15 protein-coding genes are annotated in these 16,794 nt (G+C 45.7%); 1 reads left to right on the top strand and 14 read right to left on the bottom strand.

Annotation, left to right across the window (positions count from 1 at the left end):
• Positions 1-4: 4 nt before the first annotated feature.
• The gene (locus HG547_RS07420; RefSeq protein ID WP_169547464.1) at positions 5-1,468 is read left to right on the top strand and encodes an aminoacyl-histidine dipeptidase; all 1,464 of its coding nucleotides are present in this window, start codon (positions 5-7) and stop codon (positions 1,466-1,468) included.
• Positions 1,469-1,637: 169 nt separating this feature from the next.
• Here the strand turns inward: HG547_RS07420 and dinB are convergent, their stop codons facing one another.
• The 14 genes from dinB to luxS form a co-directional block, all read right to left on the bottom strand.
• On the bottom strand, positions 1,638-2,717 hold the full coding sequence (gene dinB / locus HG547_RS07415) for a DNA polymerase IV (RefSeq protein ID WP_169547463.1): 1,080 nt from the start codon (positions 2,715-2,717) through the stop codon (positions 1,638-1,640).
• A 174-nt stretch (positions 2,718-2,891) separates the two neighbouring features.
• Positions 2,892-4,895 carry a methyl-accepting chemotaxis protein gene (locus HG547_RS07410; RefSeq protein WP_169547462.1) on the bottom strand — a complete coding sequence of 668 codons (2,004 nt, stop codon included), beginning with the start codon at positions 4,893-4,895 and terminating at the stop codon, positions 2,892-2,894.
• Between the two features lie 299 nt (positions 4,896-5,194).
• Positions 5,195-5,662 carry a bacterioferritin gene (bfr, locus tag HG547_RS07405; protein WP_011071356.1) on the bottom strand — a complete coding sequence of 156 codons (468 nt, stop codon included), beginning with the start codon at positions 5,660-5,662 and terminating at the stop codon, positions 5,195-5,197.
• A 9-nt stretch (positions 5,663-5,671) separates the two neighbouring features.
• Positions 5,672-6,145: a bacterioferritin gene (gene bfr, locus HG547_RS07400; protein ID WP_037415005.1), complete on the bottom strand. Its 474-nt coding sequence runs from the start codon at positions 6,143-6,145 to the stop codon at positions 5,672-5,674.
• A 238-nt stretch (positions 6,146-6,383) separates the two neighbouring features.
• Complete coding sequence (gene nqrM / locus HG547_RS07395) at positions 6,384-6,608, bottom strand: (Na+)-NQR maturation NqrM (RefSeq protein ID WP_011071354.1); 225 nt, start codon at positions 6,606-6,608, stop codon at positions 6,384-6,386.
• Positions 6,609-6,619: 11 nt separating this feature from the next.
• The gene (locus HG547_RS07390; protein WP_037415060.1) at positions 6,620-7,678 is read right to left on the bottom strand and encodes an FAD:protein FMN transferase; all 1,059 of its coding nucleotides are present in this window, start codon (positions 7,676-7,678) and stop codon (positions 6,620-6,622) included.
• Between the two features lie 98 nt (positions 7,679-7,776).
• The gene (nqrF, locus tag HG547_RS07385) at positions 7,777-9,033 is read right to left on the bottom strand and encodes an NADH:ubiquinone reductase (Na(+)-transporting) subunit F (protein ID WP_037427058.1); all 1,257 of its coding nucleotides are present in this window, start codon (positions 9,031-9,033) and stop codon (positions 7,777-7,779) included.
• A 46-nt stretch (positions 9,034-9,079) separates the two neighbouring features.
• Positions 9,080-9,688 (bottom strand): NADH:ubiquinone reductase (Na(+)-transporting) subunit E, encoded by a 609-nt coding sequence (nqrE, locus tag HG547_RS07380; RefSeq protein WP_006080469.1) that lies wholly within the window; start codon positions 9,686-9,688, stop codon positions 9,080-9,082.
• Positions 9,689-9,693: 5 nt separating this feature from the next.
• Positions 9,694-10,326, bottom strand: coding sequence for an NADH:ubiquinone reductase (Na(+)-transporting) subunit D (locus tag HG547_RS07375; protein WP_037415013.1), 633 nt, complete (start codon positions 10,324-10,326; stop codon positions 9,694-9,696).
• Entirely contained in the window at positions 10,326-11,114 is a 789-nt protein-coding gene (locus HG547_RS07370) for a Na(+)-translocating NADH-quinone reductase subunit C (RefSeq protein WP_037415022.1), read from the bottom strand. The genes HG547_RS07375 and HG547_RS07370 overlap by 1 nt, the downstream gene beginning before the upstream one ends.
• Entirely contained in the window at positions 11,107-12,306 is a 1,200-nt protein-coding gene (locus tag HG547_RS07365; protein WP_037415023.1) for an NADH:ubiquinone reductase (Na(+)-transporting) subunit B, read from the bottom strand. The genes HG547_RS07370 and HG547_RS07365 overlap by 8 nt, the downstream gene beginning before the upstream one ends.
• A complete protein-coding gene (locus tag HG547_RS07360) occupies positions 12,306-13,640 on the bottom strand; it encodes a Na(+)-translocating NADH-quinone reductase subunit A (protein ID WP_037415063.1) in 1,335 nt (444 codons plus the stop codon). Before HG547_RS07360 ends, HG547_RS07365 begins: the two co-directional genes overlap by 1 nt.
• 403 nt (positions 13,641-14,043) lie before the next feature.
• Positions 14,044-16,095 carry a TonB-dependent receptor gene (locus tag HG547_RS07355; RefSeq protein ID WP_169547461.1) on the bottom strand — a complete coding sequence of 684 codons (2,052 nt, stop codon included), beginning with the start codon at positions 16,093-16,095 and terminating at the stop codon, positions 14,044-14,046.
• A gap of 130 nt (positions 16,096-16,225) precedes the next feature.
• On the bottom strand, positions 16,226-16,735 hold the full coding sequence (gene luxS / locus HG547_RS07350; RefSeq protein WP_037415025.1) for an S-ribosylhomocysteine lyase: 510 nt from the start codon (positions 16,733-16,735) through the stop codon (positions 16,226-16,228).
• Positions 16,736-16,794 lie beyond the last annotated feature (59 nt).

Raw genomic sequence — 16,794 nt, 5'->3', positions numbered from 1 at the left:
TTCTGTGACAGCGTTAAGTCAGTTATACCCACAGCCTTTATGGCAATGGTTCGAACAAATCTGTGCAATTCCCCACCCTTCCAAATATGAACAAGCACTCAGCCAACACATCCAAGCCTGGGCTAAAAGCAAACAACTCGATGTAGTAGAAGATGCCGTCGGCAATTTAATCATTCGCAAACCCGCAACTGCGGGAATGGAAGATCGTAAAGTCGTTGTGATCCAAGCCCATATCGATATGGTGCCGCAAAAAAATGCCGATAAAGTGCATGACTTTACCAAAGATCCTATCGAAGCCTATGTTGACGGTGACTGGGTAAAAGCCAAAGGCACAACCTTAGGCGCCGACAATGGCATTGGTATGGCATCGGCCTTAGCGATTTTAGGCTCAGATGACATCAAACACGGTCCACTCGAAGTACTGCTCACCATTGACGAAGAAGCGGGCATGACAGGCGCCTTTGGACTACAAGCAGGTATGCTTGATGCCGAGATCCTGATCAACACCGACTCAGAGCAAGAAGGTGAGATCTACATGGGCTGCGCTGGCGGCGTCGATGCCCAAATCACCCTACCTATGGTATGGCAAGCGTCGGAGCAAAGTTATGCATCATTTAGCCTGCATTTATCGGGCTTAAAAGGTGGTCACTCTGGGGTCAACATCCATTTGGGTCGTGGCAACGCCAACAAGATTTTGGCGCGCGTCCTGTTCGAAAATGCCGATGAGTTAGCCCTAGAGTTAACCCAATTTACCGGTGGTTCACTGCGTAATGCTATCCCACGCGAAGCCAATATCAGCTTTATGTTACCTGCTGAAAATGTCGATGCACTGAATGAAAAAGTGCGTGCTTTTGAAGCCTTAGTCCGCGCCGAGCTGGCCATTGCCGACCCAGACATGCGCTTAGTGTTGAGCGAAATCCCAACGCCAAAACGTGTGATGAGCGAAAACAGCCAAAATACCCTTATCGACTTATTGCATGTTTGCCCTAATGGGGTAATGCGCATGAGTGATGAAGTAACTGGCGTAACCGAAACCTCACTCAACGTTGGTGTGATCAGCACTAACGATGAAGAAGTCAGCATTCTTTGCTTAATTCGCTCGCTCATCGATTCTGGCCGTAGCCAAGTTGAAGGCATGCTTACTGCGTTAACCAACTTAGCGGGTGCAGATATTGAACTTAGCGGCGCTTACCCGGGTTGGAAGCCAGACAACACTTCGCCGGTGATGGCAATTGTGCGTGAAACCTATGAGTCAATCTACAACAAAGAACCCGTTATCATGGTGATCCACGCTGGCCTTGAATGTGGTCTGTTTAAAAAGCCCTATCCAGAAATGGACATGGTGTCGATTGGCCCGACCATCCGTTATCCGCACGGCCCGGATGAAATGGTCAATATCACCACCGTAGGTCAGTACTGGGATCTACTATTAGCCGTGCTAGAGCGCATTCCCGCTAAAGGTGAATAGTCGCTACAGATGAATAGTCACTAAGCAGACTTAAATGACAAAGGCCGCAGAGAGTTCACCAATGCGGTCTTTTTGTACCTTTTATTTATGCACTGCGTAAGGCTTATTATCGCGTTAACTAAGTTAGGTTTGATTAGCGCTGAGCGAGATCCGCCCAGTAAGATTGATATTAAAATACCAAATCCAACTGCTTAGTCTCGCGAGCCATGATTGGCTGAAGCGTATCTTTACTCTCGGCAAGTCCAACAGAAATCCCGAGTAATCGAATTCCACGACCCTCTTGCCTTGCCATTGCTTGGCTCAGTAACTCATAAAACATCACTATGGATACTTCGTCACTGCGATGCTCGATTGTGGTCTGTTTAAAGTCACTGAATTTAAGCTTCACCACCTGCTTATGGATTTGTCGATCCTTGGCACTACGACTTAGGCGAGTTGATAACTCTTGTATTAATCCTGGCATCACTTGCTGGCACTGCTCGAGGCTGTAAATATCCTGCACCAACGTAGTTTCAACGCCGACAGATTTACGCTCGCGACTCACTGATAACCCACGCTCATCAATCCCATGGGATCTTTCAATTAATACGGCACCAAATTTGCCAAAACGAGTAATAAGGTCTTGTTTTGGATAAGTTTGTATATCGCCGCAGGTATTCAACCCTAAAGAGGAAAGTTTTTCTGCGGTGACTTTCCCCACACCGGGGATCTTACGTAGGGATAAGGTTTTAATGAACTCAGGAACCTTGTCGGGCGAAATAACATACAAACCATTAGGTTTATTTAAGTCAGAGGCCACCTTGGCGAGGAATTTAACAGGAGCAACGCCAGCCGAAGCAGTAAGCCCTGTTTCGGCCAAAATATCATGGCGAATCGCTTCAGCAATCAGAGTTGCAGAGCCCTTAAACAGCTTGCAATCGCTAACATCTAAGTAGGCTTCATCGAGGGAGAGGGGTTCAATCAATTCAGTGTATCGAGAGAAGATAGCGCGAATTTGTTGCGATACATCCTTATAGACCTGCATTCGACCGGGGACAAGGATTAAGTCTGGGCACAGTTTAAGCGCATAAGCCGTTGCCATAGCGGAGCGCACACCAAATTGGCGCGCTTCGTAATTACAGGTGCTGATAACCCCTCGCCGCTCACGGCTCCCACCAACGGCCAGCGGTTTACCACGGTATTCGGGAAAGTCTCGCATTTCCACCGCAGCAAAGTAGCAATCCATATCAACATGAATGATTTTTCGCACTAAAGGTTCCTCCGACACTCAAAATACTGTATATAAAAACAGTTATCAAGTATCTAGGACATATTTACGCAGTCGCGAAGTTCATCTATCGACTCAAGCATTCTTATCCAAGCATAACATTCCCAAAAAAACCAAAGGAGCGCTAAGGCTCCTTTGGTTTTAAAACAACAGCATTTAAATTTTAAATTGACCAATATTACGTGTCAGTTCTCGAGTTGCTTGCTCAAATCCTTGTAGACTTTGAGAGAGATCTTGGCTTGACAATAGGGATTGATCGGATAAACCACGCACGCTCACCACGTTTTGCGCCACTTCATCGGCAACCACTGCCTGCTGGCCTATCGCCACAGTAATTTCCACCGTTTGCTGCTGGATAGACGTAATCGCACTGGCGATGTCGCTGAGGGCTTGCTCGACTTGCGTGGTTAAGTCTTGCCCTACTCTTGCCTGCTCAACCCCTGATTCCATCACTTGTTCAGCCTGAAGCGCACTTTGTTGCAGGGTTTGGATAATGCCTTGAATATTGGCGGTAGAATCTTGGGTACGCAAAGCCAGCGTGCGCACTTCGTCAGCAACAACGGCGAAGCCTCGACCTTGATCACCCGCCCGCGCCGCCTCGATGGCCGCGTTCAATGCCAGCAAGTTAGTTTGGTCGGCAATATTGCGGATCACGCTCAAGACTTCACCAATTTGCTCTGAGCTGCTTCGTAGCCGCTTAATCACATTAGCCGCTTCGATGACTTGAACCGATAATGCCTTCATCCCTTCGGTCGCACGGGACACGATTTGCGTACCACCAAGGGCCTGAGTCTGTGCCTTTTCGGCAAAATCATTTGCGCGTTGAGCACTTATCGCCATTTCTTGGCTCGTCTGCGCCATTTGAGTTGCTGCCGTGGCGACAGAATCGATTTGTTGTTTTTGCGATGATACCGACGAGACAGCTAAATCACACACTTGGCGCGCATCCATCACTCCAGTGCCGACCTCTTGGGTTAAGCTACGGGTATGCAGCAACATTTGCTGAACCTTTTCAGCAAAACGATTGAAAGCATCACCCAGTTTACCTAGCTCATCTTCCCGTTCCATTAAAATGCGTTGGGATAAGTCACTGTCACCCTCGGCAATATCTTCCATGGCATCGAGTAATTTGCTGAGCTGGCGTCTAAAGGGTAATAACATCAACCAAACAGTAATCCCCACTAACAGCATGATCCCTAATGCAACAAAACAGGCATTCCAAAAGGCTTTGGTAACAGGCGCTTCAATTACTTCATGGGGCAACATAAAGGCTAAGTGCCATTTCTGCTTAGGATAATCCCCGCCTACAGTCACAAAGGTCACTCGCTGTGATACGCCATTAAAAGTAACTTCGGCAAACCCCTGAGGCTCGCGCTGCATTTGTTGCATTAATGCTGTAAAACCGGAGGTATCTTTAAATTGGCTATCAATTTGATTGGCAAGTGAGCCGGGAGGGAATTTATTCGAGAATCCTGGGAAATACACAAGCTTACCTTCATCCGTCATCAGGAAGGCTTGGCCATAGTTGCGGTATTTAATCGGTGCTAACAGGTTTTTACCAATGGTATCGATCAGAATATCCATACCACCAATGCCAATAAGTTCGCCATTAGCACTATAGACTGGGGTTTTAACCGTTGCAGAAATAGAACCATCGTTGGCATCTACCGCAGGATCGCCCACAAACAGGCCACGTTGATCAATCGCCTCCTGCCACCAAGGACGCTTATTGGTGTAATAATCAGGATCGCCATCGAAACGGCCATTAAGGTCAAAATACTCAAAGGTGTTTGCCGAACCAAAGAATACTGATTTCACATCGCTATCACGGTCGGAAAACGAGCGAAAATAACGAATAATATCTTGATATTGCTGATCCTGCGCCAGATTACTGCCCCGGGCATGATACTGACTAAACCAGTTGATAAGCCCAGGCTCGGCAAATACCGAGTGGATTACTTGCCCCTTCGCAACAAAGTAACCACTGATCTCATTGGCTTTTAAGGCTACAAGTGCCGAAATGTCGGCATCCACCTGCTTACGTGTATTATTACTTTCTTTATTCACGAGCAAAGCGGCAACTAAAGTAAGCAGTACAGCGAGGGCACCGACGATAGTTACCACTAACTGCAAACTTAGAGAACGTTTTATATATCTCATTCATCTTCCCGTCTGGTTAACCAACCACTTAACATAAAAGCCTGCAAAAACAGCTTCACACGGTAACAATTTTTACCCGCCAACAACAGCCAAAATGATGAGAAAAAACGTAAACAAGTATTTGTAAAGAATAGACATTAATGAAATAACAGGAATCGCTAAACAATCCACCTCAAACAGAACATCTCATTACTACAGCTAATTTTTACAGAGTGTTAGACTAAATACTCAAAATCCCAAAACAAAGGCCAGTCATAAAATGACTGGCCTTTGTGCTTGAGCTGCGCAATCGGATATTGTTACATCTTAGTTTGCAGATAATTCGCTAAACCAATGCGGTCAATTAAACCGAGCTGTTTCTCTAACCAATACATATGGTCAGATTCGGTATCATCGAGCAGCACTTCTAAGATCTCTCGGGTTTGATAATCTTTTTTCTGCTCACACAACGCGATGACTTTACGTAAATCATCGGCCACCTTGTATTCATATGCGAGATCGTTACGCAGCATCTCTTCAACATTGGAGCCGATGTTGAGCGCTTCCCGCGCGGCCACATTTGGCACACCTTCAAGGAATAAAATACGCTGTACCAATTTGGCCGCATGGCCTTTTTCATCATCCGACTCGTGGGCAATACGCTCATAGAGTTCGTTTAGTCCCCAGTCTTCGTACATATGGGCATGCACAAAATACTGATCCATCGCTGATAACTCTCCGGTTAGGAGTCGATTTAACGCATCGATGACGTCTTTATCACCTTTCATATTCAGCTCCTATGACTCACTAATTTGCGATTGAAGATAGTTTTGAATGCCAGTTAAGCTAATCAGCTCCTGCTGTGACTCGAGCCAATCTAAATGCTCTTCTTCATCTTCAAGAATATCTTCGAGCAGATCGCGACTGACATAATCCTGCTCAACTTCGCAGAGTGTAATGGCATCCCGCAACAGCGAGAGTTGTTCCTGCACCATGGCTAAATCGCAATCGAGCATCTCTTGAGTGTGCTCGCCAATACGCAGTTTTTCGAGCTGTTGTAGATTCGGTAATCCCTCTAAAAATAATACCCGCTCAATAAGCTTATCGGCGTGTTTCATATCTTGGATGGATTTCTTGTATTCGACGTGGTTTAGCTTCTCCAGCCCCCAATGCTTGAACATTCTGGCGTGGAGAAAATATTGATTAATGGCCGTTAACTCACAGGTAAGCACCCGATTGAGTTGTCCCACCACTTTTGGATGACCTTTCATAAGTTACGATCCTTGATATGAGTGAAAGATTGATCTAAATCAAGCTTCTAGCCTAGTACAGTTTTCAAGCTAACTCAAATTTTCTTTATTTTTCACAAACTTAAAGATAAAAAGCATTCTCATTATCGCTTAGATTAGCCTGCTATCCTCCTCATAAATCAAGGATTAATGTTAACGATGCTAAATTTGAGGCAAAAAAATAGCCTCCAGAGGAGGCTATTTTAGTTGAAGCGGATAATTAAATGATCCGGTCTTTGGTTAACTTCGCTCGGCGCGCTTCTTCAGCTGCCATACGACGCTTACGCTTGTCGCAGGGATCATCACAATCGCAGGCTTTTTCAATCCCTAATACACCTAAACCGCCACAGCTTCCTTCAACGGCTTTGCGCTTGATGAGATAACCTATCGACATAAGCAAAAAGAACAGTAATAAAATCACAAATGCCGCGATAAAAGTGCTCATGTTAACTCCAACTACTTAAGGAAAGGCTTGAAGGCGTCACTGTAGTAGACTTTAAATCCTTCGCCTTGCTTTTCTATTAGCATTATCGCCAAGTGTTCTTTCTTGGCAAGCTCCAATGACGCTTCTGTGCCTAAAACCATCATCGCCGTCGCAAAACCATCGGCCGTCATACATTCTTTATGCAAAACGGTCACAGATGCTAACTTATGATTGATAGGCAAACCGGTACGCGGATCGATTATATGGGTAAAACGTTGACCTTCTTCCTCATAATAATTGCGGTAATCCCCCGACGTCGCCATGGCCATAGTGCCCGGTTCAATCACCTGCTGTACCGCCATGCCCTCATCGGTCGGCTTCTCTATGGCGACACGCCACGAACTGCCATCGCCTTTGGTGCCTTTAATGCTCAGCTCGCCACCAATTTCAACTAAGTAACCCGTTGCGTGATATTTATCTAAAATAGTAGCCACTTTATCCACGCCAAAGCCCTTGGCGATAGATGACAAATCCACGTACAAATGGGCGTTATGCTTGCTTAAGCGATTGCCTTCGATAGAAAGCTCACTGATACCCGTTTTAGCCTTAGCTGCATCAATCTCGGCTTGAGTCGGCACTTTGGTTGGGCGCTTATCGGGGCCAAATCCCCATAAGTTCACCAGCGGCCCTAAGGTAATGTCTAAGGCTTTGTCTGTCACGTGATACAAACGCATGCCTTCTTTAACCACTTTGACAGTATCCGGCGACACTTCGACACTTTGCTCAAGCGGTAACTGGTTGAAACGGGACAATTCTGAATTAGGTCGATAGGTCGACATCTGGTTATTGACTTGCTCTAGGGCTAAGTCAATTTCGGCCTGCAATAGCTGGGCCGTGGGCATTTGCTCATTAGGAACCACTTTAATATGGTAAGTCGTGCCCATTGTGCTGCCCGCAAGGGAGATAACCTCATCCTGTTTGCTACAGGCTGAAATAAAAAAGGCTAGACCTACAAGGACCAGCCAGTTCACTGAATGCTTCAACACTGAGGTTTTTAACACAGGGGTTTTTAACGCTAGGGTTTTAAACATAGTGACTAACAACTCTTTTGGATGCCCTTTAATGCAAAAGTTGCAGATGAGAGCTTTACTCCACATCTGCAACTCTTCTCACCTTGGGCTAATTCACATTAGCCGCCGAAGTCATCCAATAGGATGTTTTCGTCTTCGACACCAAGATTTTTCAACATACCGATCACGGCCGCGTTCATCATTGGAGGTCCACACATGTAGAACTCACAATCTTCTGGCGCTTCATGGTCTTTCAGGTAGTTTTCATACAATACGTTATGGATGAAACCTGTGTAACCATCCCAGTTATCCTCAGGTTGAGGATCAGACAGGGCCACATGCCATACGAAGTTGTCGTTTTCAGCCGCTAAGCCGTCAAAGTCTTCTACGTAGAACATTTCACGCTTAGAACGTGCACCGTACCAGAAGCTCATCTTACGTTTAGACTTCAGACGCTTCAGTTGGTCGAAAATGTGTGAACGCATTGGTGCCATACCCGCACCACCACCGATAAACACCATTTCTGCATTGGTATCTTTCGCGAAGAATTCACCGAATGGACCAGAAATAGTCACTTTATCGCCAGCCTTTAGGCTCCAAATGTAAGATGACATCTTACCGCATGGTAAGCTCAAGTTACGTGGAGGTGGCGTTGCGATACGCACGTTTAACATGATGATGCCGAACTCTTCTGGGTAGTTAGCCATTGAGTAAGCACGGATCGTTTCTTCGTCAACTTTAGATTCAAGATTGAAGAAACCAAAGTGCTCCCAGTCACCACGGTATTTTGCCGGTACGTCGAAATCAGCATATTTAACATGGTGTGCAGGCGCTTCGATCTGGATGTAACCACCCGCACGGAACGGAACAGATTCACCATCAGGAATTTGCAGCTTCAGTTCTTTAATGAAGGTCGCCTTGTTATCGTTAGAGATAACAGTACATTCCCACTTCTTGATACCGAAGATTTCTTCGTCAAGCTCGATTTCCATGTCGTTCTTAACGTTCACCTGGCAAGACAGACGACAACCTTTACGGGCGTCACCCTTGCTGATGTGGTCCAATTCTGTTGGCAGAATATCACCGCCGCCAGACTTAACCACTACGCGACATTGGCCACAAGAACCACCGCCACCACAGGCGCTCGATACGAAGATACCGTTGTTCGCTAGCACGCCTAACAGCTTGCCACCGGCACCGGTTGTAATCGCTTTTTCAGGATCGTCGTTGATGCCGATCGTGATGTCACCGCTAGACACTAGCTTAGATTTAGCAAATAAAATCACTAACACTAAGACTAGGACGATAGCAGTAAACATACTCACACCGAGGTAAACCTCAAGCGGAGTAGATTTAAAAATACCAAGAATATCCATTAACTTATCCTTAGAAGGTCCAATTCAAGAAGCCGTTTGGTGTATCTTACAGAGACACACCAGAAAACGACATGAAACCTAAGGCCATTAAACCAGCGGTGATAAAGGTAATACCTAAACCACGCAGGCCATTGGGCACATCGGCATACTTCAGCTTCTCACGGATACCGGCCATCAATACGATAGCTAATGCCCAACCTACTCCAGAGCCGAAACCAAACACCACACTTTCGCCCAGTTTGTAGTCACGCTCAACCATGAATGATACCGCACCGAAAATCGCACAGTTCACAGTGATCAGAGGTAAGAAGATACCTAACGCGTTGTACAAAGGAGGAAAGTACTTATCCAGTGCCATTTCCAGAATTTGAACTAAAGCCGCAATCACACCGATAAAGGTAATGAATTTCAAGAAGCTTAAGTCAGCTTCAGGTGCACCAGCCCAAGCCAGTGCGCCAGGCGCTAACAGCCCTTGGTAAATAACTTGGTTAGCAGGAACAGAGATAGTTAACACAACAACTACCGCAATCCCTAGGCCCATCGCGGTAGTCACTTTCTTTGATACCGCTAAGAAAGTACACATACCTAAGAAGAAGGCCAGTGCCATGTTTTCAATGAAAACAGAGCGAATTAACAGGCTAATATAATGTTCCATCTCAATTACCCTTTTGCTTCAACTTGCTCTGGCTTATAGGTACGAATAATCCAAATCAGCATACCAATTAGGAAGAACGCACTTGGCGGCAGTAATAGCAAACCATTTGGTTGATACCAACCACCGTCAGAGATCTTGTGCAGGATTTCAACACCGAACAGAGAACCGTTACCAAACAGTTCACGTACGAAGCCAACGGCTAACAGAATCGCACCGTAACCTAAACCGTTACCGATACCATCCATAAAGCTCATCATTGGTGGTGTTTTCATCGCATAGGCTTCAGCGCGTCCCATTACGATACAGTTCGTAATGATAAGACCCACGAATACCGATAACTGCTTAGAAATCTGATAAGCATAAGCCTGCAGCAATTGGTCAACCACAATTACCAGAGAGGCAATAATGGTCATCTGCACGATAATACGTACGCTGCTAGGAATATGATTACGGATCATTGAGATAAACAGGTTCGAAAACGCTGTTACCGCAGTTAATGCCAACGCCATTACCAGTGCAGTTTCGAGCTTGCTCGTTACCGCTAACGCACTACATACACCAAGGACTTGTAATGCAATCGGGTTGTTGTTGACGATAGGTCCAGTCAGAACCTGTTTCAGTTCTTTAGCGTCAGACATTAGCTGAGACCTCCATTGCGTGCTTTTTCAATGAAACTCGCAAAACCTTCTTTACCTAACCAGAACGTCAGAGAGTGTTGAACACCGTTACTGGTCAGAGTTGCGCCGGATAATGCATCTACACCGTATTCAGTGCTAGCAACAGCGGGGTTTTTGGTTACGCTGATCGCAATATTACCTTGCGCATCAAATAACTTTTTACCATGCCATTTCGCTTTCCACTGAGCGTTTTGGACTTCACCACCCAGACCAGGGGTTTCGCCTTGCTCGTAGTAAACTAAGCTTTGAATCGTGTTCAGATCAGCATCTAACGCGAGGAAAGCATACATAGTCGACCACAGGCCATAACCATGGATAGGCAGGATCACACTGGTTAACTTACCTTGATCGTCGCGAACCAGATAAACCACTGCATCTTCTGAAACACGCTTAACTGAAGCGATATCGTTTTCAGGTACAAATGAGGTTTTCACATCGCGAGACGCTTTGCGTTGATCAAATGTATTGGCGTCAACACCTTCAACCCAATCACCGGTTTTTAAGTTAACTAACTTAGCTTCGATATGCTTACCGTAAGTTTCCAAAATTTGCGCTTTGGTCACTTTACCGGCTTTAGTGTCAATCAGACCTGCAGCTTCCAGAATGTACTTTTGCTTATCAAGCAGTTTGTTTTCTGCTTGAGTTGGGCGCAGTAATACTGCCGCAGTCGACACAAATATCGCACAAATTAGACATAAGCCAACGACGATAAATAGCGTTCTTCCGAACGAATCTCTATTACTAGCCACGAGCAATCCTCCGCTTGATATTTGCCTGAACCACGAAGTGGTCGAACAATGGCGCGAACAAGTTAGCAAACAGAATCGCTAACATCATGCCTTCTGGGAACGCAGGGTTAATCACGCGGATAAACACAGCCATTGCACCAATCAAGATACCGTATGCCCATTTAGCTTGGTTAGTGAATGACGCAGACACTGGGTCAGTCGCCATAAACATCATGCCAAACGCAAAACCACCTAACACTAAGTGCCAGTACCAAGGCATTGCAAACATTGGGTTAGTGTCGCTACCCACAACGTTCAGCAGCGTAGAAATGGCAATCATACCCAGCATTACACCACCCACGATGCGCCATGATGCGATACGGGTATAGATGATGACCAAACCACCTAAAAGAATCGCTAGCGTAGACACTTCACCGACAGAACCTGGAATGAAACCGAAGAACGCATCCCACCAGTTTTGGTTGAAGGCATAATCCAAATTGCCCGCAGCAGCTTGACTCAGTGCAGTCGCACCAGAGTAACCGTCAGCCACAACCCATGTAGTGTCACCAGACATGTTCAATGGGTAAGCGAAGAACAGGAATGCACGACCGGCAAGCGCTGGGTTTAAGAAGTTACGCCCTGTACCACCGAACACTTCCTTAGCCACAACCACACCGAAGGTGATACCTAGCGCCACCATCCATAATGGAATAGTTGCTGGCAAAGTTAAGGCGAACAGGATAGAGGTAACGAAGAAACCCTCGTTAACTTCATGACCGCGGATAGAGGCAAACAACACTTCCCAAATACCACCGACAGCAAACGTCACCGCATAGATAGGTAGGAAGAAACAGGCGCCATACCACATTAATGCAGGCCAACCAGAGTTTGCTGTCAGTTCAGTACCGAACATGCCAAACAAGCTCACTTGCCATACATCTGGGGTCGCAAAACCCGCAATTAATGCGAGTTGTGCTTGTAAACCTACGTTGTACATACCGACGAACATCGCGGGAAATGCACAGGCCCAAACCGTAATCATCATACGTTTTAGGTCAAGGTTATCGCGAACATGGGTTTTTCCCTTGTTCACTTTACCTGGCGTATAAAAAATGGTGTATGCCGCTTCGAAGAGGGCATAAAACTTTTCGTATTTACCGCCTTTCTCGAAGTCGGGTTCAATACGTTCGAAAAAATCTTTCAAGCTCATTAGCCTTCCCTCTCGATCGTATCTAAACAGTCACGCAGATATGAACCGTAGTCATATTTGCCTGGACATACGAACGTACACAGTGCGAGATCTTCTTCATCTAACTCTAACGCGCCTAGGGTAGCCGCACCGTCAAAGTCACCCGAAATCAGGTCACGCAGTAACATTGTAGGAAGAATATCCAGAGGCATTACACGCTCAAAGTTACCGATTGGCACCATTGCACGGTCCGAGCCACCAGTACTGGTCGTCATATTGAACAAACGAGAAGAGCTTAAGTGACCAAGGAATGCGCGAGTGATAGAGAACTTGTTGGCGCCAGGCAATACCCAACCCAAAAATTCTTTTTCAGTACCTTCTTCAAGCAGACTGACCTGCATATGGTAACGGCCTAAATACCCTTGAGGACCAACTGCAGTACGGCCATTCAGCACAGAGCCTGAAATGAAACGCACGTTACCATCTAAGGTTTCGCCAGCAGTCAACTCAGTCATGCTTGCACCTAAAACAGTGCGAACCAAACGTGGCTTAGCTGCTTTAGGACCGGCAATTGCAACTACACGTTCGGTATTCAGTTGACCCGTCGTAAATAGCTGACCAATGGCTATTACATCTTGGTAACCGACATGCCAAACAGTACGTTTTGCAGAAGCTGGAAGTAGGAAATGGATATGAGTACCAACAAGACCTGCAGGGTGAACACCGGCAAATTCTTCAACTTGGGCATTAGCAGCAGGAATATCGGCGCCAGGCGCTTTGCAAAGGTAAACTTTACCTTCGGTAAGTCTTGCTAAGACTTTAAGACCATTAGCAAAATCTTCTTTATGCTCGCGGATCACCACTACGGGATCGGCAGCATGGGGTTGCGTATCAATGGCGGTTACAAATATACCCGCAGCAGAAGAATCTACGGCTGGCACTTTGCTGAAAGGACGAGTACGCAATGCAGTCCATAAACCTGACTCAATCAGGTTGTCACGGACCAGTTGCGAGTCAAGCGTATCAAGAGCAGTGGCGTCATACTTAGCAAAGGAAACGCTTTCGTTACCTTCCACTTGAATAACAACAGACTGCAGCACACGCTGGGCGCCCCGGTTAATGTCTAATATAGTACCACTGGCTAAAGCCGTATATTTTACGCCAGGATTTTTCTTATCTTCGAAAATCACCTGACCTTTTTGTACTTTATCGCCCACTTTGATCTTCATCGTTGGACGTAAGCCAATATACTCTTCACCCAAAGTAGCTACATGTTTAATGGCTGGGCCATTATGGATAACTTGCTCTGGTCCGCCTGCTATAGGCAGTTCCAATCCTTTCTTAATTGTAATCATATCCACAAGCACTACGTTTTGAAGGAAAGACAATGCGCCGCGTTCCTGCTAAATACGTAGGTTTTAAACAAAACCTACTGCATTGAGCTAGCGCAGATTTATCACAGAAATGCGATCGCAATCACGCTGGTCGCGCGCATTTTACCCCAATTGCCGTGCCATCGCCACGAAAATTATAGGTGTTTTCAAACCTAAAATAAGGATTTAAAAGAATCATGCACTACAGCGTTCACCTTCCGACCGAGTGAGGGCTCAGAAAGAGAGAGTATTACGGTCACTAAATACTATAACATTAATTTTAAAAGAATTAATTTAGCAAAAGGTCGATATATCAAGATAACCAGAAATATAAATACCTTTTCGCTTTCTTGCTGAACAATCGTCAAACAAGATTTAACTCAGTTTAGAAACGCCATTGATAGCCCAAATAGCTGATCCGACCATTTTCTACTCGAATTCCGCTATTTGATGCTGAGGTTACCAAGGACTCATCAAGTAGATTTTCGACCCGAACATACAATCGATGGTGCTTATCAATATCGTAATTAGCCGCTATATCGGCACGCCATTGACCGTCAACACGCTGCAACTCACTACCATACTGACTGAAATCACGCTCAGATTGATAAGCAGCGACAAGGTTTAATTGATATTGGGCGTATTCAATCCCCGCACTCAATTGCAATTGATGCTCGGGTAACCAAGCCAGTTTGTCGCCCTCCAGGACGCAACCTTGGATATCGGTGCAGGTGCTAGTCTGATATTCAGCGCTAAGATACTGATAACTTATACCTAAGGGCAATTCAAATTCGCCCAGCACCCACTGATAACCTAGGCCGAGTTCAATCCCATAGCTGAGCACATCAGGAATATTCTCTTGGGTGAGTAGACGAGTATCAACACACATGGAATAGCTATCACAATCAACATGCAGATTATCAAATTCTTGCACATAGGCGCGCAAATCGGCCTTAATCCCCTCGCTCGCATATTGGGCGCTAACTTGATAATGGAGTGACTCCTGTGCTTCCTGAGTAAGATTGCCTGCACTCGCGGCTGCCCACGCTCGGCGGATATCAGTACTAAAGCGCCAATCGCCAGCGTCATACAGTACACCAAATTGTGGCATCCAATCGCTATCGGAAAAGTCAGCCTCATCAAGCCCAGGAAAGACTAAGCTAATCTCACGATTGACAATGACATGCTCGTAAGTAAGCCCTAACTTGATTTGCATACCTTGCCAACGCCATAAAGAGTCGATCGCCGACGTCAGCGCAGTGGCATCATCGGTGTAGGCTAACACCGCATTAGACTCATCACGCACTATACTTCTGTCCGCTTGCCACAAAGCCGTTTGATCACCGAAACGCATTTCGGCTTTATCGGTATGATAACGAGCACTGTAGGTAATTTGATGCTCTCCATATTGGTTTATCGCCTGAGTCTGAGCACCAAACGCACTGTAATCATTATCTTGTACCAACATATTGATATCGGCACCATTAACACTGGGATTTCGGTCAAAGGCGGCAATGTCGTAAAGCGTTCCCAAGCCAATATTTTGCCCATTAAACGCGCCAAGCTGATCCAGTTGTTGTGAATATGATTGATAGTAAAAGTCGCTAATCACTCGACTGTCACCCAAATCCACTTGATGTGATAACTGGTATTTATGCTGTCTCCCTTGGTGGTTATCTTGTGCTGTAGCGGAATATAGCTGTAATGGATCTTGCTGCCAGTCGGCAGCCGTTATCCCAAGCAATGAGCGATAACTATCGTCATCGATAAATTGATAGGTAAATTCAGTTTGCTGTGGACTGCGAGCACCAAGCAAGCTCGTGGCGTTGACCTTAAATAAGATATCCGTTTTTTTTCTGTCAGCATCACTACCGTTTAAAAAATTCGCATCGCCTTGTTGTTTTAAATAATTGGCGGCAAATAAGGCTCCGTATTCTTTTTGCTTAACGCCCCAACGCAGGCCAGCATTTACATCGGAATCTGTTGTCCCCTCAATTTGAACACTGCCGGATTGCGGGCGCTCAATAATATTAAGGCTTTGATAATCCACAACCCCAAACGCTCCCTGACCACCAACAGCCATATTGGCCAGTGGTGTAGTCGTCACACTTTGCTGTAATAAAAGATGGGGTAAGAGTTGCAGTTGAGGGGCTGAGTAAGGCGCAGGTGAGAAATACACCCGATCTTGCATTACAGCGACACCTTGGCTGGCAGAACGCATACTGATATTGGCGGAATTGCCACTATGGTCGGCTCGAAGCAAGGTTAAGCTATTAAGATTGCTTAATTGCATCGCATCATCGCTGGAATGGTACTGATCATTGAGCTTGGCTAAATCGAGCGTCTGAGAATGGAGCGGGTTTGCATTAAGTGTATTAGGGTAAACACAGGAAACCGCCAGCGCGGTCAGCGACATGACAAAATAGCGACTTGGCATACCAAGCTCCCAAAATTTTTGTTAGCGTACGGCGTTTGTTGTTATTTTGTAAAATAGCGGAATTAGTTCGAAAAAAAAAGCGACTAATGTCGCTTTCTTGACGCTTTCGCGTTAAGCCCATATTTGCGGCTTAGAGTTTACCTAAAATTTCATCACTGAGTTTTAAATCATCGTTGCGGTTAACACTCACACCAGCAGCGATAATATTGCGTGCAATTTCCTGTGCTTGCTCCAAAGAGTGCATCTCGTAGGTACCGCATTGATATTCGTTCAGCTCAGGAATTTCAGATTGTTCAACGACTTTCAGCACATCTTCCATAGAAGCAAGCCAAGCATCAGCCACTTGATGTTCAGTGGGCACACCAATCAGGCTCATATAAAACCCAGTGCGGCAGCCCATTGGCGAAATATCAATAATTTCCACATCATTGCCATTTAGATGATCACGCATAAAGCCTGCAAATAAATGTTCCAAAGTGTGAATACCACGCTCGCTAAGGATATCTTTATTCGGCGCGCAAAAACGTAGATCGAATACTGTGATCGCATCACCTTTGGGGGTAGTCATATGTTTGGCGACACGCACAGCAGGTGCATTCATTCGAGTATGGTCAACAGTAAAGCTATCAAGTAATGGCATAGGGATCTCCAAATTATCAGGGCGATACAACGCCACTGTCGCTATCTATTTATATGAGT

This window comes from Shewanella sp. DNRA4, from assembly GCF_012843185.1.
Taxonomy (GTDB): Bacteria; Pseudomonadota; Gammaproteobacteria; order Enterobacterales; family Shewanellaceae; genus Shewanella; species Shewanella xiamenensis.
The sequence above is the reverse complement of the archived record's forward strand: the minus strand, read 5'-3'. Positions and strand labels throughout refer to the sequence as shown.